This is a genomic window from Alkalilacustris brevis (assembly GCF_003350345.1).
Classification (GTDB): Bacteria; Pseudomonadota; Alphaproteobacteria; order Rhodobacterales; family Rhodobacteraceae; genus Alkalilacustris; species Alkalilacustris brevis.
In genome coordinates, this window is the sequence record NZ_QNVJ01000064.1 from 352,255 (window position 1) to 368,150 (window position 15,896).

The window sequence follows — 15,896 nt, forward strand, 5'->3', positions numbered from 1 at the left end:
TTGACGAATTTGTTCATGGCGTTACCTCTATGACAAGCCGTGATTACCGCCGTAATGCGGCGGCAATTTGGTTATCCGATGCGCGCGGCGCACTGGTCAGCCGGTGAATCAGGGTAATCACCCCCTCATCCAGGGTGCCGGTCGCACGGTGACGCGCGACCAGCGCAAGCAGATAGTTGCGGCGCACCGCGCTCAGACCAACCTCGTTGCGTGCAAGCTCCATCTCCAGTTCGCGCACGGCCAGATCGGTCAGTTGCCCCGCATCGCGTTCGCGCCGGGCCTGCGACACCGCCTCGCGCCGCAGCGAGACAAGCTCGCGCAGCGCAGCGTCGTTGCGCCAGAGCGCAAGCAGCGAGGCATCGGCCGACTCAAGCTGGTTAAGCTGCACGTTGCGTTCCGAGCGGATCCGCTCGACCGCGCTTTGCGCTTCGGCAACGCGCCGGTCGCGGGCCGCCGTGACGCGGCCGCTGCTGAACAGCAGCCAGTCCACGTAAACCCCCGCGCGGATTTCCTCGATATCCGACGAAGCGGTAAAAACCGTGTCGCCAACCTGGCGGCGTCGTTCGAACTCGATCCGTGCCGTGACGCGCGGCAGTCTTTCAGAAACGGCGCGGTCGATCTCGCGGTTGGCCACCTCAAGCGAAGACAGCAGCGCCCGCTGCGCAGGGCTGTCGGCAATACGCATCCGCTCCGCATCGCTCAGCGGCACCGGCCGCGGCAGCGCGCCACCGATCGACATCGCCCCAACGCGCGGGCAGGCCTGCGCCTGTGCTATGCGGCACAGCTCGTTGCGGCGCGACATGAAATCCTGCGAGGCCGAAATCGCCGCGGTGCGGGCGCGCGCCAGTTCGGCGCGCGTGCCCACGGCCCTGGCCGAACGCATCTCGCCCGCTGATACGCGGGCATCTTCCTCTTCCGCCAGATGCGAGAAAAACCCGACCTCGGCTTGCGCAAGGCGATAGCGCTCATAGGCCTCGACGACACTGAGATACAGCTGAAGCGTGGTGTCTATCGTGGTCTGCTCGGCATCGGCCAGTTCGGCTACGCGCCCGTCAAGCTGCGCCTGCGCGGTGCGCAAATCAGCCAGCGCAGGGCCATCAAGCACCGCCTGGCTGATCGACAGGGTCGCTTCGTAATTCTCGCGGCTTGTCGCATCCTGATCCGGCGAGAACGACTCATTCGTCGTGCTGCGCACCCGTTGTTCTGTGGTGGTGGCTTCGGCCTCAAGGCGGACCTGCGGCATCAGCGCCGCGCGACGCTCGGACATATGGGCCTCGGCGGCCTCGACCTGCCTGCGGGCGCCTGCCAGTTCGGGGTTGTGGCGCAGAACGACCGTCACGAAATCATCCAGACCCATTTCGGGCCCCGGCACGGCGCGCGTAGTTTCGGCCTGCACGGAAACGGAGAAATCCTCGACGCGCTGATGCGCCACTTCCTGACGATACAGGTCTTCACACCCTGCCAGCGACAACCCGGCAACACAAACGACAGCCAGCATGACCGGCCGTTGCCGCAGCCCCCGCCTGCCCCGGCTTGCCATTTCCACAGCCTGCAACCGTCCGGCACCGGCGATGTTACGCGCGACCGGGGCCGCCATCACGCAAGCCTACACGAAGCTGGCCTTGTCCATACTGTTCTCATGGCCCTGTCTTCCCCTCGTCCGTTGTATTTCGTTCGCTTCATCAATCGTGTTTTCCGGTCTGCTTGTCCGTGCCGGTTTCTTATTCGACCGTCGCCTCCGCCGGTTTTTCTTCGGCATCCGCGCCCGCATCATCAGCCGAAAGCGCCTGGATCAGCTTTGCGACATTCCCAAGCGAAACCAGATGCTGGAAGCACAGTTCCAGTTCATCATTGGCGAACATCTCGGCCAGTTCGTCCTGCGGGAGCTGGCGCAGCCGCTCGCGCCGGATCGCCCGGAACCCCGACATCGAGCGTGCGGGCTGGCCCGGCACCGCAAAACGGGCCTGCGCCGGTTCAAGCAGATCAAGCCGCACCAGCCGGGCGCAGAAGGCTTTTGTGCGCTCGAACTGCTGCTGGTAGCTTGACGCGAAGCCAAGCATCCGGCCCAGGTATTCGGTGCGATTGCCTTCGGCATCGAAAAGCCGCTCGCCGCGCCCCTCGGTGTTCACCCCGTCAAAGCTTTCGTCGATGCACAGCGTCAGGGACTCGTCCTCGCCCTGGGCGAAAACGAAGGGATAGCGCCGGAAGAACGCGGGGATATAGGGCGCTGTCCATTTGCCGTGCTCATCGACGAAAAGGTTTTCGCCGTCGCGCAGCCCGAGGATCGCGGCAGGCGTGACATTTTCACCCTCGCCGATGAAAACGATGGGAAACTCCACCGCCGCGGCCACGAACTCGGCGGCGAGCAACGGCGCCGAATTCAGCGGCCTGGCAAAGGAATAGGATGCCCCGGATCTGACATATGTATCACGGTGCACATCCGACCGGATCGGCACCGCGTTTTCATATATCATCAACTGCTTGGTCATATGCCCTGCTTTCCGGTTTAAATCTCACCACATCACAACTTCTCCCCGGCCTCAGAACCGGGTTGAAAAGGAAACATTCACATTCATGACCTTGTCGCCGTCGCGCTTCACCACGGCATCCGCAAGCGTCAGGTTCAGCCGCCCCATGCCCGTGTCCCATCCCAGATTGACCCCGGCCACCGCCCGCCAGCGGCGCTGGTCGTCAACCACACCGCCCCCGGCGGCGCGGGCATCGTCAAGCCCCCAGGCGCTGCCCACATCCACGAATGCGCCGCCGAAAAGCCGGTTGTCGGGCGCGCGGGTCAGCGGCACCTCGGCATCAAGGCGCGCCACCGCCACGAAATTTCCGCCCATCGCGTCATTGCCCGCGGCCGTGGTATCGCGCGGCCCGGCCCCGTAATGGCGAAAGCCGCGCATGTAATCGCCCAGATGGAAGCGTTCCGATATGCGGCTGCTGCCCGATTGCATGTGCAGCCCCGCAACCTCCAGTTCGGCCCGCGTGCGCAGCCAGCCATCCATAAGCCCGTGCCGCAGGGTCAGATACGCGCGGCTGACCAGATATTTGCGATCGCCACCGAAACCCGAAAGATCCTGCGAGAAACCGGCCAAGAACCGCGAATACCCGTCATAAGCCGATTGGGGCGAGCGATAGCTCAGCGCATAGCCAATGCTGCGATCGACCTGCCAGCCTGTGGCCCCCTCATCGACCAGTACAGGCTGATCGGTGTTCACATGCGAGATTCTGGAGTGAAGCTGCCGCAGGCGTGTCGAAAACCTCAGATCGGGCGAAATCTGACGGCCAAGCGTCACCTCTGCCCCGAACGCCTTGTATTCGAACGAAACACCGCGCCGGTCGCTCTGCGATCCGCTGATTGCAAAGCCGATATCCCAGCCCGACGCCAGCGCCGAGCTGGCCGCTATGCGACCGTGACGCGCGCGCTGTGTGGTGGAGAAACTGGCCTCGGCCTCGACGCCGCGGCCGAAAAGATCGTGGGTATAAATGTCGAGCTCAAGACCCGGCCCGCCTTCCGCCTCGTAAAACAGGCCGAACCCGAACCTGCCGATCGGCGCATCATCTTCGGATGGAGTTTGTGCGAAGCCGGCGGCTCCAGACAATGCCAGAAGCACACCTGCCGCGATATACGGACGTATCCTCAACGCCCAATGACGCATTGCGAACGCGTTCCCGGATCACTGAAGTCAAACATGCCCAGTCCGAGACCTTTCTTGCCATCCCCCTTTTTGGGTGTAGGCAGTTCGGCGGCATGAGGCAAGAATCTTATTCGTCAATGCCTTGAAAAAGTCATATTCAAATACATAACTCCATTCCCCGGCCAGAATACTGATAAGTTTCGGCAAAATTAATTGTGATCCTGCGAAGGCGGGAGGCTTAAAACCGTTATCAGAGGCGAGCGCCCCGACCGCCAGCGGCATCACGCCCCCACAGCGCGAGACGCAAACCGGGCAAACATCACCCTAATGCTGTGCCAGGCGGCCGGCCTTCTTGCCAAGGCCTGCAGCCGCCCGTATACGCGCGGGCATGTCGAACCCCGTAGAAATCCGCCCCGCACTGCCGCCCGAAATCGCGCGCCGCCGCACCTTCGCGATCATCTCGCATCCGGACGCGGGCAAGACCACACTGACCGAGAAATTCCTGCTTTACGGCGGGGCGATCCAGCTTGCCGGGCAGGTGCGCGCAAAGGGCGAGGCGCGGCGCACGCGTTCGGATTTCATGCAGATGGAAAAGGATCGCGGCATCTCGGTCTCGGCCTCGGCGATGTCGTTCGATTATGACAGCCACCGCTTCAACCTGGTCGATACGCCCGGTCACAGCGATTTCTCGGAAGACACCTATCGCACGCTCACGGCGGTGGATGCGGCGATCATGGTGATCGACGGCGCCAAGGGTGTGGAAAGCCAGACCCGCAAGCTGTTCGAGGTCTGCCGCCTGCGCGACCTGCCGATCCTGACGTTTTGCAACAAGATGGACCGCGAAGCGCGCGACACCTTCGAGATCATCGACGAGATCCAGGAAAACCTGGCCATCGACGTGACCCCGGCAAGCTGGCCCATCGGCATGGGACGCGATTTTCTGGGCTGCTACGACCTGCTGGGCGACCGGCTGGAACTGATGGACCGCGCCGACCGCAACCGCGTGGCCGAGTCGATCAAGCTGGACGGGCTGGCCGACCCAAGGCTGGCCGACCACATCCCCGCGGCGCAGTTGGCGCAGTTGCGCGAAGAGGTCGAGATGGCGCGCGAGCTGATGCCCGCCTTCGATCACAAGAGCCTGCTGGAAGGGCACCTCACCCCGATCTGGTTCGGCTCGGCGATCAACTCCTTTGGGGTTCGCGAGTTGATGAACGGCATCGCCAACTATGGCCCGCCGCCCCAGCCCCAGCGCGCCAACCGCCAGGTTCTGCCCGAAGAGAAGGCCGTGACCGGCTTTGTCTTCAAGGTGCAGGCCAACATGGACCCCAAGCACCGCGACCGCGTGGCCTTCGTGCGCATGGCTTCGGGGCATTTCACCCGCGGCATGAAGCTTTTGCATGTGCGGTCAAAAAAGCAGATGGCGGTAACCAACCCCGTCCTTTTCCTCGCCGCCGACCGTGAACTCGCCGACGAGGCCTGGGCCGGCGACATCATCGGCATCCCCAACCACGGACAGTTGCGCATCGGCGACGCGCTGACCGAAGGCGAGGCGCTGCGCTTCACCGGCATCCCCTCCTTCGCGCCGGAACTGCTGCGCAATTGCCGTGCGGGCGACCCGATGAAGGCCAAGCACCTGGACAAGGCGCTGATGCAATTCGCCGAGGAAGGCGCGGCCAAAGTGTTCAAGCCGATGCTGGGTGCAGGCTTTATCGTGGGCGTCGTGGGCGCGCTGCAGTTCGAGGTCCTGGCCAGCCGGATAGAGCTGGAATACGGGCTTCCGGTGCGGTTCGAGGGCTCACAATTTACCTCGGCCCGCTGGGTGTCGGGCGAGAAAGCCGAGGTCGAGAAGTTCGTCGCCGCCAACAAGGGCCATATCGCTACCGACAATGACGGCGACATCGTCTACCTGACGCGCCTGCAATGGGATATCGACCGCATCGCACGCGACTGGCCAGGCGTAAAGCTGACCGCGACCAAGGAAATGATGGTCTGAGGCAAAGGCGCCGCCGCCCCTTGGCAGCGGCGGCACGGGCTGCTTTGTGCTGCGTCAGATGGCGGCCGAGCGCTCGGCCCTGACCTCTGTCTCCGTGCGGGCAAAGACGATCACTGCGAATAGCAGCACACCGGCAAGCACGATGAACGAGCTGATCGCCACCAGCGGTTCAAAGGCCGGATTACCCATCAGCATCAGGTAAAGCGACGGCGCCATGATCACCACGCCCGTCGTGTAGACCCAGTATTGAATCTGCGCCAGGCGCCCCTCGGCCTTGGCCGGGTTGAGCGCAAAGTATCCGCCAAACAGCGCCATCGTCACCCAGCCAAGCAGATTGGCATGTGCGTGGGCGCCGGTCACATTGTGAACCCCGCTGATCGACATCTGGAGCCCGACCAGAATTCCCAGCATCAGAAAGACGATCGCCGTCTTGAAATACCACTGCGAAAGCTTCGGCATGTGTCCCCTCCTCGTTGTTGTGCCTGCCCGGCAGGCCTCAGCGACATGCCGCCGGTGGCCGGATGCTACTCCCGCGCGGGGGCATCGCGGAAATTGAATGTCGCAATGTTGCATATCCATGATATGAATAACGGTGACCCAGGCCGCCGCAGGCGCAAGGTTCGGAAACAGAGCCATGAACCTCAGAACGCTCGACCTCAATCTCATCCGCGTCTTTCATGCGCTGATGCGCGAGGGCAGCGTCACGCGCGCCGGGGCGCAGCTTGGGCTCAGCCAGCCTGCGGTCAGTTCCGCCCTGGGGCGGCTCAGACAGGCGACCGGTGACCCGCTCTTCCTGCGGGCCGGCAACAGCATGGTGCCGACGGCCCAGGCCCAGCGGCTGGCACCCGCCGTGGCCGAGGCTCTTGCCGCACTCGAGCGCGCCTTCGAGGAAAACGGCCACGTCGACCCCACGAAACTGCGATGCAGCTTCACGCTGATGGGCGCGGATTTCTTCTCGCTGCTGTTCATGCCCGAGTTCTCGGCCAGCGTGACCCGGCTTGCGCCGCAGGTGCGGCTGCGCCTGCTGGATGCGGCGCGTGGCGATATTGCCGGGCTGTTGCAGACGCGCGAAATCGACGTGGCGCTCGAACACCTGCCCGACCTGCCCGCGCGGGTGTGCAGCGCGCCGCTTTTCCGCTCGGCCTTCGTGATCGCCGCTTCGGCCCGAAACAGTCAGATTGCCGAGGCCGGGGTGAAACCCCGCGCCGTGCTGCCCATGGAGACCTTCGAAAAACTGGATTACGCCGTCTACTCGCGCGATGGTGGCGAAAGCGGCTGCGCTGTCGAGGTTCTGGAATCGCTGGGGATGGGCGACCGCGTGGCGCTGGCGCTGCCGCATTTCCAGGCCACCGCCCAGGCGGCGGCGCGCAGCGAACTGGCCGCGCTGCTGCCCTGCCAGCTTGCCGAGGCCGTCGCCCGCCCCCTGGGCCTGCGGGTCTATCGTACGCCGGTCAGTCTGCCGGTGCTCGAACTGGGCATGTTCTGGCATGAAGACAACGAACACGACCCGCAACACCGCTGGCTGCGCGACCGGATCGCAAGCACGATGGCCGCGCTCGATTTCGACGCCTGCGCGCAGCGCTATCTGCACTGACCGGCCCCTTCCCGCACCCCACTTGCGCCACAGATTGCCCGTTGCAGCGTCCGGTCATCTGGCCTATACGCGGCGCATCGGGTCGCGTAGCTCATCTGGATAGAGCGCTGGCCTCCGAAGCCAGAGGTAGCAGGTTCGAGTCCTGCCGCGACCGCCAGTTCCCCGCACATACACCGCGAGAGATTACCGTCCGCAAATGCGCTGTCCGCCCTGGCTCGGGCGACCCGTCACAGCCCCCGATCACGTAGCGCACCGCGCCTTCCTTTTCGCGAAAATCCTCTCCGACGTCCGCCTTTACGCGCATCCTGTCGCCTTTGAGTGCGCGGCTATTGCAGTCGACTTCGGCGCATCGGCCCAACTGGCCGGTCGCCTGCTCAGATATCGCTGCCCGTCAGCGCCCGCCCGGCCGCGCGCCCCAGATCATGCGAGATCGACTCGAAAACCGCGCTGAATCCCAGAAACAGCGCCGTGTTCAGCCGCTGCCCTGCCCCGGTTTCGGAGAAGGCGACATAGGCCTCGAGATCCTCTGTCGCAAGCGGCCCGTAAGCCAGAGCAAGAAAGCCGTAGAGCCAGTCTTCCGTTTCTTCGCGGATCTCGGGCTCGCGCGACCAGACCTCGGCCAGAAACATCTCGGCGGGCAGGTCGAAACCCGGCGCGCCGCTTTCCGCAAGGCCACGGTAAAAGGCGATTGAAGCATTGAGCGCGCCGACCACATTCTCCTCGATCAGCCCGTTGGCCTCCACAAAGCGGTCGATCTGCGCCATCCGTTCGGGTTCCTCGGCACGCAGGGTCTCAACTGCGGCACGTGCGCTTTCCTCGACCTCTTCGTCAAGCAGCGCCTCCCGGGCCGAGATTTCCAGCCCGATGATCCGGATCCCGCGTGCCGATAACAAGAAATCCAGCATTTCCTGCACCGCATCGTCGCCGGCCCGGGCGAGCTCTTCCTCGAAAGGCGGCAGGAAGCGCGCACGCATCCGGTCGCGCTCGTAAAGCTCTTCGACAGAGTCGCCCCAGGCCTGATCGACGCGCCCGCCAAGCAACGCCTCGCCGATCTCCCCGGCATGAATGCGCCCCTCTTCGGCAACAACATCCATGATCTTCTCAAGCCGCAGCGCATCGTAAAGCGCGCGCACCGGCTCGGCCCGCGCCGGCATGGCCAGGGCAATGACAAACGCGACGGGCAGCAAAAGCCTGAAACAGCGAAGCATCCGCGCCTCCTCTCCTGCCGCGCGCCAGGGGACGCCGCGCGCGCCTTCGCGTGACGTTGTAGGCCACCAGACCCTGGTTTCCAAGGCAGACCCGCGCAAACCTCCGTTACCCCAGCCCGGCCCGGACATACGGGCAAAATCCCTGCAATCCCCCACTTGCATCCTGCTGCCCGGAAAGTTAAATCCCTGCCAGCCACACCATGCGGAGAGGTGCCGGAGTGGTCGAACGGGGCGGTCTCGAAAACCGTTGACCCTTCACGGGGTCCCAGGGTTCGAATCCCTGTCTCTCCGCCATTTCGCATTGTATTTAAAGGATAAATCTATTTGTCCTGCTTACAGCCCCTAACCTGCCCCCAAATTCTGGTCGGCAGGCGCGCTCCGCTGTTGGCACGTGTCGAGCGAACGGTGATTGCCTCCCCCCCCTCGGCCTCCTCCGGCGCGCCGGGCCGCAAACGGGACCTCCCCGGCAGATAAAGCAGCAGACGCTCAACTTTTTGACAACTCCGTCAACCAACCGAGGGCGGCGTCCGTGGGTGGCGAGCTTCCGGTCGAGAAATCATTGTCACTGCAGTCAAGGCGTTCTCCGTTTCGCCTGCTGGCGCCAACGCTAGACGGGTGACGGGACAACATGCCAGCGCCACCTCCAGTCAGGTGCGCGCCGGCACCCAGTATTCCTTGGCGACCAGTTCGGCACTAATCGCCTTGATCAGTGAAATCATCTCCGGGCCGGCGGCGAAATTCGGACGCCGCGCCCCTGTGGCCAGATACAGGTTCTGTGTCAGCACGGGGGCTTCAATACGCCGCGCGACCATACCATTTGAAACAAGATCGCCCGCAAGTGCAGCTTTCGGCATGATCGCCATGCCGATCTGCGCCCGGGCTGCCTCGAATGTCGTGTAGAGGGCATCAACCTCGAGTACGACCTGCAATTCCAGATCGTTCTCCCGCGCCGCACGGTCAAGGTAGCGACGCAGGCCATGCGGGCGCCCCGGCAGCACAAGGGGTGTGCGGGCCAGCGCGCCAAACGGGATCGGAGCCTCGGGCGTGTCGCACCCGTCCAAGGCGCGGAAGGCATCGGGGGTGGCAAAACAGTAGAGTTCTTCCGCGGCCAGTACCTCCGAAATCAAACCGGGGCTCAGGCTTCCACGATACAGCACCGCAATGTCGATCTGGCCGTTTTGCAGCCACTCGGCGACATGGCCGCTGAACCCTTCGAGAATACGGATGGAGAGGTCCGGATAGGCCTCGCCCAGGCGCCGGGCCAGCGGAACGGATAACACTCGCCCCACCGATGATGGCAGGCCGAAACTGACCGAGCCTCGGGTCGATTGTGTCAGGCGGTGCAGCTCCTCTTCAGCGTCCTGCCACGCCTCAACGATGGTTTGGGCGTGCACAAGGAAACTGCGCCCAAGCAAGGTGAGGTGCGCGCCGCGGCCATCCCGATGAAACAGTATGCCTCCCAACACGCCTTCAAGTTTGCGGATGTTCCGGCTCAGGCTGGGCTGCGGCATTTCCAGTTGCAGCGCCGCTTTCGAGAAGCTGCCGCTCGACGCAACCTGCAGAAAATACCGAATCAGTCGCAAATCCATTCCACGCCCTCTGTCCCGCAAGTGCCGCCGCAGAATCAATGTATTCAGAATCTGAATAACTGCTAGTGCTGTCTGCGCACTTCACGCGGGCCGTTCAGGCTGTCACCAAAGTATAATCTGAACAACGCCGACAGTAACGGCCACATGCGTCCATACGTTTTGGTCACCGTCACTGTCTTTAAGAGGTTGTGAAACACATGAACGACATTTCGAATCCTCGTGTACCTTTCCGCCTTGCCGAAGTGCCCGCCCGGCAAGCGCAGTCCAGTGAGCAAAGGTTGCTGGTGCATGTGGTCGTCAATGTCGAGCATTGGCTTTATGATCAGCCGATGCCGCGCGCTGCATTGCCGCCGCCGCACGGGCGCGACAACGTCCCCGATGTCTGCAATTTCAGCTGGGCCGAATACGGCATCCGCTGCGGGCTGCCCCGCATGATCGAGATGTTTCGCGCCTATGACATCCCGGTTTCGGCCTCAATCAACCTCGATGTACTCAAGGTCTACGCCGATGCCGCGCTGGCGATGCGCGATGCGGGTTGGGATTTCATCGGGCACGGCCTTCGCCAGCATGCGGTGGTTCCCGAGAAGGAAGCGGCCATGGTCGCCAAGGTTGCGAAAGACCTTGGCGAGTTCACTGGCAGGCCTCTGAAAGGCTGGCTTTCCCCCGGATTGCGGCAAACCCATGACAGTATTGATATTTTGGCCGCGCACGGGATCACACACTGTCTTGATTGGGGGATAGACGATTTTCCGAGCTGGATGAATAGCGAGAGCGGCAACATCATGGCCATGCCCTACTCGATGGAACTCAACGATAGCGTGGTCTTCGCTGTTCAGCATCAGGAGGCCGCAGATTTCGAGCGCCGGGTTGCCGATACGCTTGAGTTCTTCCGGACATCACGTGCCGCCCCCGATACCGCTGTGATCGGCATCGGGCTTCACCCGCACCTGATCGGGGTGCCGCATCGGCTCGTACATCTTGAGCACGCGTTGCAGCGTCTAAAGCGCACCGCGGGCGTCGAATTCACCACCGCGCGCGAGATCGCGACATGGTTTCAATCAAGAAATCCGGCACCTGCCCGAAAGGCGGTGTCGGCCTGAGAATGGCGCCCTCCCGATAAGCGCCATCGACCAAGCAAGTAAATGAAACAACAGACAACGGAGAGTAAAAGATGCGCAATAAAATCAAACTCATGGCAACCGGCTCGGCAGCGATACTGGCGCTGGTTACACCGGCGCTGGCCAACGATTGGCCGACCGGTCCGCTGACCCTTTACGTGGTGTCCAGCCCGGGCGGCGGGTTCGACGCGGCTGCGCGCCAGCCGCAGCCCTATCTTGAGGAGGCCCTCGGCGTTCCGCTGCGTGTGGAGAACCGCCCTGGCGGCAACACGGCCGTGGCTACAAACCTGGTCTACGAGACCGGGGATGATTGCACGAACATCCTGCTGACGGGGATCCCGCACATCCACTTTTCGGCCCTGACCCAGCAGGTTAACTATGAGTACGAGGACTTCTACCCGATCGCGGGCCTGACTTCCGAGCCGGGTCTGGTAAGGGTGCGCGACGAGGCCCCCTGGCAGAGCATGAACGACCTGATCGAAGATGCCCTGGAGCGCCCGGGCGAGATCACTGCCAGCGTCGCCTTCTACACCAACAACTACTACATGGGCATTCTCGACATCATGCAGGCGACCGGCACCGACTTCAACATCGTGCCCTTTGGCGGCGGCGCGGATGCGCGCAACGCCCTGCTGCGCGGAGAGGTCGACTTCACCCATGCCGGGGTGTTCAACAGCCGCAATGTAGAAGAAGGCACCCGCGTTCTCGGCATTCATTACTCCGAGAACCGCTGGCCAGAGATCACCGATGATGCAACGCCGATCAAGGATCAACTCGGCGTCGACCTGGATGACAACGAGTCGAGCTACGGCGTCTTCGTCACCGCGGCCTGCCGCGAGAACCACCCGGAGCGATTTGCGACACTCGTCGAGGCCTTCCATTCCGCCAAGCACAACGAAGACTATCTGGCCATGCTCGAAGCGGGTGGCGAACTGGGCAAGGTGGCCTATGTCGACCCCGAGACCTATCATGCAGCCAATCTCCGGCAATATGATATCATTGCCGAACTGGTCGCCACGCGCGAAGAGTTCACAGCGGCCGACTGACCGGCACAACTGATCCGCGCAAGCCTCGGCACCCTCCATGGTGCCGGGGCTTGACGGCGCGGGGTATTGAAGGCGCAATCTCGAAGGGTGCCGCGATGTCGTCCAAAAGGGAAAACCTGCTTGAACTCGTGGTCGTGCCTGGCCTCGTGCTGGGGTATTGCGCGGCCTTTTATATCAGCGCCAAAGGACTGCCCAACCTTGCCTTCGCCTATCCCCGCTTTTTGATCCTGGCGATCCTCGGCTTTACCGCGCTGCTGCTTCTGGTCGAGGGGGTGCGGTTTCTGCGCGGCGGCAGTGTCGTACAGGGCGAGTCCATGGCTCCGCGCGATGTCACCTTCACCGGCGATCTTCTGGTGGCGTTCGCGCTGGTTCTGGTTGCGACCTGGACCAGCAGGATCGTCGGGCTGTCGCTGGCGAATCTGGCGTTGATGCTGGTGCTGTTCATCTTTCTTTGCCGCAAACATCTGGCGTTTCTGACCGGTCTGTCAGTTGTGATCTCGGCCTTGTTCTATGCTGTCTTCGTGCTGGCATTCGACCTGCCGCTGAATCGTTTCTGACTGACCAATGGATACTTCTACCGCGTGACGACGGCACTTAACCGCCGCCAGACGCATAAAATGACGGGACGAGACCATGAGCGACGTGATCGTTGCAGGGCTATTGAACGTTCTCACGCCCGAGGGGCTGTTGCTGGTGGCTATCGGGCTTCTTGCGGGGTTTTTCGTGGGCGTTCTGCCGGGGTTTGCAAGCTCCAATGCAGCGGCGATCCTGTTGCCATTCTCGATCTACCTGGCGCCGGAATCCGCCTTGATCCTGATGGCGACCATCTATGCCGGCGCGGCCTTTGCCGGGGCGGTCCCGGCAATCCTGATCAATGTGCCCGGCACCGCCGGGGCAGCAGCGACCGCGCTAGAGGGTTACCCGATGACCCGCCAGGGCAAGGCCGAGTTCGCCATCGCGATTGCGCGCATGGCCTCGGCGGTGGGTGGCTGCCTTGCGACGCTGGCGGTGATCGGCTTCCTCCAGCCGATGTCGAAGGTGGCGCTCTCCTTCGGGTCGGTAGAGATGTTCATCGTTGCGGTGATCGGGCTGTTGCTGATCGGAGCGTTGGTTGGCCAGCAGCCGCTCAAGGCACTGATTGCCGGTTTCTTAGGGATGCTCATCGCCACGATGTCGGCCGATCCCCAGTATGCGCAGCCCCGGCTGACCTTCGGCTTCATTGAACTTTATGACCGGATTCCCTTCATCCCTGCGATCATCGGGCTGTTCGGCATGACCGAGATGCTGGCATTGGCTTCGCGCCGCCAGACTCTGAGCGCGCAGGCCGTCGCATATGTTGCGCCTGCCGATGGAATGCTGCGCCGTGGTTTGCGCGAGGTCGGCGCCAGCTTCAACTATCTGCTGCGCCGCCCGGTTCTGACGCTCAAGTCCACGGTGATCGGCTTTTCGCTCGGAATCCTGCCGGGCGTGGGGGTGACGCTGGCGAATTTCCTCAGTTACGCCGAAGCCAAGCGAAGCTCTCCCCAAGGTGCCAACTTTGGCAACGGAGAGCCCGATGGCATTGTCGCTACCGAAGCCTCGGACAATGCGGTGACGGCGGGCACGATGGTCCCCACCCTGACCCTGGGCGTGCCAGGCAGCCCCACAGCGGCGGTGATGCTGGCCGCGCTCTACATGCACGGCATTTCGGTCGGGCCGCAGCTGATGACAAATTACACGCTTGAGGCCTATACGGTGCTCTGGGCGCTGTTTCTGGCAAATCTTCTGATCATTCCCATCGGGCTGCTGCTGGCCGGGCCGATGGCACTGGTGACGCGGCTCAACCCGCTCTATCTGCCGCCCGTGGTCATTCCGCTATGCCTCATCGGTGCCTTCTCGGTGCGCTATTCGTTGTTCGACGTCTGGCTCACGTTGATCTTTGCCGCGCTCGGGCTGCTGTTTCGCCGGTTCGGCTTTCCAGTGGTGCCGCTGATCCTTGGCATGGTCCTGGGGCCGCTGGCAGAGACGAATTTCGTGCGCGCAATGCTGCTGGGCCGGGGCGATCTGGCCTATTTCTTCCGCACCGACGCGGCATTGATGCTCTGGGGTGTGGCGGCAGTTCTGCTTGGTGTGATCCTTGTCCGGCTGTTTCGCCCCGCGATTGCGGGCAGCAAATCATGAGTGCCGTCGCAGGAGAGACAACGCTCAGCGCGAACATGGCCGGCTTCGTCGCCGCCGATCATCCCGCCGCGCTGGACGATCCGCTTTGCAAGGTCAGCAAACGCGCCGTGCTCGACACTCTGGGGGTGATGATCTCCGGATTGAATGATCCGGTCGCCGATATTCTCATCGCGGACGCAAAGGAGCAGGGGGGCTTGGCCGAGGTGCCGCTGCCGGGTGGAAATGGCGGCCCCAGGGTTCCGGCGCGAGCGGCGGCGCTCATCTTTGGCACGCTTGGCCATGTGGATGACTGGGACGACACCCAGATCTCGGTCAATCCCGAGCACCGCTATGGGTTGCTCATGCACCCCTCTGCGCCGGTCCTGGGCGCACTTCTGGCGCTGGCCGGACGGCACGCGTCGCAAGGCCACCCACTTTCCGGGGCTCGGCTCTTGCAGTCTTATGCAGTCGGGGTGGAGATCTGCTGCAAGCTGTCGGAATGGTCAGCGCCTGCGGTCTATGAACGCGGGTTTCAATCCACTGCCGTCTGGGGCGGGGTTGGCGCGGCAGCGGCCTGCGCGCATGCCGTGGGCCTCGACCGGGATACCGCCGCGCAGGCGCTCGGCATCGCCGCGACACGTTCCGCCGGGCTGCGCACCCAGTACGGAACGCGCATCAAGGCGATGCATGCGGGCTTTGCCGCGCAGGCAGGCGTTCTGGCGGTTGACCTGGCGCAACGCGGCATTGATGCCAACCGGGACTCGTTTGATGGCAACTGGGGCTTGCCGACGGTTCTGAGTGGGGCTGCACCGCAAACCGGCGGCACCGCCTTCGGCAGTCCGTGGAGTGCTGTTGATCCGGGCCTGAGCATCAAGCCCTATCCTTCGGGCATATTGACCCATCAGACCATGGATGCGCTGCTCGACCTGATGATCGAACACGATCTTGGCGCCGAGGACATCGCCAAGATCACCGTCAAGGCCGGGCGAAATATCACGCAGGCCATCCATTACCCCCGCGCCGCGACACCGCTCGAGGCCAAGTTCTGCATGCCCGCGCTGCTGGCAATGATCGCGCTTGCACGGCGCGCCGGCGCCGCCGAATTTCGCCAGGATTTCATCGACAGTGACGAATTCCAGGACATGCAGGCACGGATCGCGCTGATCCACGATCCCGATATCGATGCGCAGGGCTTTGGAACGATCCGATCCTGCCTGACCCTGCGCTTGCATGACGGACGCTCCATTACCCGGGAGGCTGATCCACGGTACCGCGGGGGGCCCGAGCGCCCATTTTCTAACGAGGATCTGTTGTGCAAGCTCCAGGCCGCCGCTTCTGGCCGGCTTGGCCCGCCACAATGCCGTGTCCTGGCAGAGCGTGTGGGCGCCTTGGTCGCGGAGCCTGATGCCAGTTTTCTTTTGGAGTACCTGGCTATCGGATAACTCGATCATAGATGCAGTCTGGCCACCGCTTTCCCGTTCATAGCCAATCCTGAGACTTCACGTTTACCTGCATACACCTGCCTTTGGTTGAAAACAAATCGCTTGCACAGGGTCACTGCGCCTTTA

15 protein-coding genes and 2 tRNA genes are annotated in these 15,896 nt (G+C 63.0%); 9 read left to right on the plus strand and 8 right to left on the minus strand.

What is annotated here, in order from left to right; all coding sequences use genetic code 11:
- Positions 1 to 43: 43 nt before the first annotated feature.
- From DQ229_RS10995 to DQ229_RS16520, 4 genes are all read right to left on the minus strand, one after another.
- Positions 44 to 1,498, minus strand: coding sequence for a TolC family protein (locus DQ229_RS10995; protein WP_162300836.1), 1,455 nt, complete (start codon positions 1,496 to 1,498; stop codon positions 44 to 46).
- Positions 1,499 to 1,721: 223 nt separating this feature from the next.
- Positions 1,722 to 2,474, minus strand: a complete 753-nt coding sequence (locus DQ229_RS11000; protein ID WP_114966344.1) for a SapC family protein — start codon at positions 2,472 to 2,474, stop codon at positions 1,722 to 1,724.
- Positions 2,475 to 2,540: 66 nt separating this feature from the next.
- Entirely contained in the window at positions 2,541 to 3,605 is a 1,065-nt protein-coding gene (locus tag DQ229_RS11005; RefSeq protein WP_162300837.1) for a BamA/TamA family outer membrane protein, read from the minus strand.
- 84 nt (positions 3,606 to 3,689) lie between these two features.
- Positions 3,690 to 3,923 (minus strand): hypothetical protein, encoded by a 234-nt coding sequence (locus tag DQ229_RS16520; protein ID WP_162300838.1) that lies wholly within the window; start codon positions 3,921 to 3,923, stop codon positions 3,690 to 3,692.
- A gap of 106 nt (positions 3,924 to 4,029) precedes the next feature.
- Between DQ229_RS16520 and DQ229_RS11010 the strand changes: the two genes are divergently transcribed.
- Positions 4,030 to 5,634, plus strand: a complete 1,605-nt coding sequence (locus DQ229_RS11010) for a peptide chain release factor 3 (protein WP_114966294.1) — start codon at positions 4,030 to 4,032, stop codon at positions 5,632 to 5,634.
- A 54-nt stretch (positions 5,635 to 5,688) separates the two neighbouring features.
- On the opposite strand, the gene DQ229_RS11015 is transcribed toward DQ229_RS11010, so the two are convergent.
- A complete protein-coding gene (locus tag DQ229_RS11015; RefSeq protein WP_114966295.1) occupies positions 5,689 to 6,093 on the minus strand; it encodes a hypothetical protein in 405 nt (134 codons plus the stop codon).
- 175 nt (positions 6,094 to 6,268) lie between these two features.
- Here DQ229_RS11015 and DQ229_RS11020 point away from each other — a divergent pair, with 175 nt between their 5' ends.
- Positions 6,269 to 7,228: a LysR family transcriptional regulator gene (locus DQ229_RS11020; RefSeq protein WP_114966296.1), complete on the plus strand. Its 960-nt coding sequence runs from the start codon at positions 6,269 to 6,271 to the stop codon at positions 7,226 to 7,228.
- A gap of 80 nt (positions 7,229 to 7,308) precedes the next feature.
- Positions 7,309 to 7,385 (plus strand) — tRNA-Arg (locus tag DQ229_RS11025).
- Positions 7,386 to 7,602: 217 nt separating this feature from the next.
- Here the strand turns inward: DQ229_RS11025 and DQ229_RS11030 are convergent.
- The gene (locus tag DQ229_RS11030) at positions 7,603 to 8,436 is read right to left on the minus strand and encodes a hypothetical protein (protein ID WP_114966297.1); all 834 of its coding nucleotides are present in this window, start codon (positions 8,434 to 8,436) and stop codon (positions 7,603 to 7,605) included.
- A gap of 204 nt (positions 8,437 to 8,640) precedes the next feature.
- On the opposite strand from DQ229_RS11030, the gene DQ229_RS11035 reads away from it, so the two are divergent.
- Positions 8,641 to 8,730: transfer RNA gene (locus DQ229_RS11035), tRNA-Ser, on the plus strand.
- 353 nt (positions 8,731 to 9,083) lie between these two features.
- Here DQ229_RS11035 and DQ229_RS11040 read toward each other — a convergent pair.
- On the minus strand, positions 9,084 to 10,064 hold the full coding sequence (locus DQ229_RS11040; RefSeq protein ID WP_155326496.1) for a LysR substrate-binding domain-containing protein: 981 nt from the start codon (positions 10,062 to 10,064) through the stop codon (positions 9,084 to 9,086).
- A gap of 23 nt (positions 10,065 to 10,087) precedes the next feature.
- Complete coding sequence (locus DQ229_RS16525) at positions 10,088 to 10,336, minus strand: hypothetical protein (RefSeq protein ID WP_162300839.1); 249 nt, start codon at positions 10,334 to 10,336, stop codon at positions 10,088 to 10,090.
- Between the two features lie 120 nt (positions 10,337 to 10,456).
- On the opposite strand from DQ229_RS16525, the gene DQ229_RS11045 reads away from it, so the two are divergent.
- The 5 genes from DQ229_RS11045 to DQ229_RS11065 all read left to right on the plus strand — a co-directional run bounded on the left by DQ229_RS11045 (position 10,457) and on the right by DQ229_RS11065 (position 15,770).
- Complete coding sequence (locus DQ229_RS11045; RefSeq protein ID WP_155326497.1) at positions 10,457 to 11,125, plus strand: polysaccharide deacetylase family protein; 669 nt, start codon at positions 10,457 to 10,459, stop codon at positions 11,123 to 11,125.
- A gap of 71 nt (positions 11,126 to 11,196) precedes the next feature.
- On the plus strand, positions 11,197 to 12,189 hold the full coding sequence (locus DQ229_RS11050; RefSeq protein WP_114966300.1) for a Bug family tripartite tricarboxylate transporter substrate binding protein: 993 nt from the start codon (positions 11,197 to 11,199) through the stop codon (positions 12,187 to 12,189).
- A gap of 95 nt (positions 12,190 to 12,284) precedes the next feature.
- Positions 12,285 to 12,746, plus strand: coding sequence for a hypothetical protein (locus tag DQ229_RS11055; RefSeq protein ID WP_114966301.1), 462 nt, complete (start codon positions 12,285 to 12,287; stop codon positions 12,744 to 12,746).
- Between the two features lie 76 nt (positions 12,747 to 12,822).
- Complete coding sequence (locus DQ229_RS11060) at positions 12,823 to 14,349, plus strand: tripartite tricarboxylate transporter permease (RefSeq protein WP_114966302.1); 1,527 nt, start codon at positions 12,823 to 12,825, stop codon at positions 14,347 to 14,349.
- On the plus strand, positions 14,346 to 15,770 hold the full coding sequence (locus tag DQ229_RS11065; protein ID WP_114966303.1) for an MmgE/PrpD family protein: 1,425 nt from the start codon (positions 14,346 to 14,348) through the stop codon (positions 15,768 to 15,770). Before DQ229_RS11060 ends, DQ229_RS11065 begins: the two co-directional genes overlap by 4 nt.
- The last annotated feature ends 126 nt before the right edge of the window (positions 15,771 to 15,896 follow it).

Bases quoted from the DNA above. Each gene is read 5' to 3' on its own strand.
- DQ229_RS11065 (WP_114966303.1), top strand. From the start codon at position 14,346: ATGAGTGCCGTCGCAGGAGAGACAACGCTCAGCGCGAACATGGCCGGC.
- DQ229_RS11000 (WP_114966344.1), bottom strand. From the start codon at position 2,474: ATGATATATGAAAACGCGGTGCCGATCCGGTCGGATGTGCACCGTGAT.
- DQ229_RS16520 (WP_162300838.1), bottom strand. From the start codon at position 3,923: ATGCCGCTGGCGGTCGGGGCGCTCGCCTCTGATAACGGTTTTAAGCCT.
- DQ229_RS11020 (WP_114966296.1), top strand. From the start codon at position 6,269: ATGAACCTCAGAACGCTCGACCTCAATCTCATCCGCGTCTTTCATGCG.
- DQ229_RS11050 (WP_114966300.1), top strand. From the start codon at position 11,197: ATGCGCAATAAAATCAAACTCATGGCAACCGGCTCGGCAGCGATACTG.
- DQ229_RS11015 (WP_114966295.1), bottom strand. From the start codon at position 6,093: ATGCCGAAGCTTTCGCAGTGGTATTTCAAGACGGCGATCGTCTTTCTG.
- DQ229_RS11045 (WP_155326497.1), top strand. From the start codon at position 10,457: ATGATCGAGATGTTTCGCGCCTATGACATCCCGGTTTCGGCCTCAATC.
- DQ229_RS11030 (WP_114966297.1), bottom strand. From the start codon at position 8,436: ATGCTTCGCTGTTTCAGGCTTTTGCTGCCCGTCGCGTTTGTCATTGCC.
- DQ229_RS16525 (WP_162300839.1), bottom strand. From the start codon at position 10,336: ATGCTCGACATTGACGACCACATGCACCAGCAACCTTTGCTCACTGGA.
- DQ229_RS10995 (WP_162300836.1), bottom strand. From the start codon at position 1,498: ATGCTGGCTGTCGTTTGTGTTGCCGGGTTGTCGCTGGCAGGGTGTGAA.
- DQ229_RS11060 (WP_114966302.1), top strand. From the start codon at position 12,823: ATGAGCGACGTGATCGTTGCAGGGCTATTGAACGTTCTCACGCCCGAG.
- DQ229_RS11055 (WP_114966301.1), top strand. From the start codon at position 12,285: ATGTCGTCCAAAAGGGAAAACCTGCTTGAACTCGTGGTCGTGCCTGGC.
- DQ229_RS11010 (WP_114966294.1), top strand. From the start codon at position 4,030: ATGTCGAACCCCGTAGAAATCCGCCCCGCACTGCCGCCCGAAATCGCG.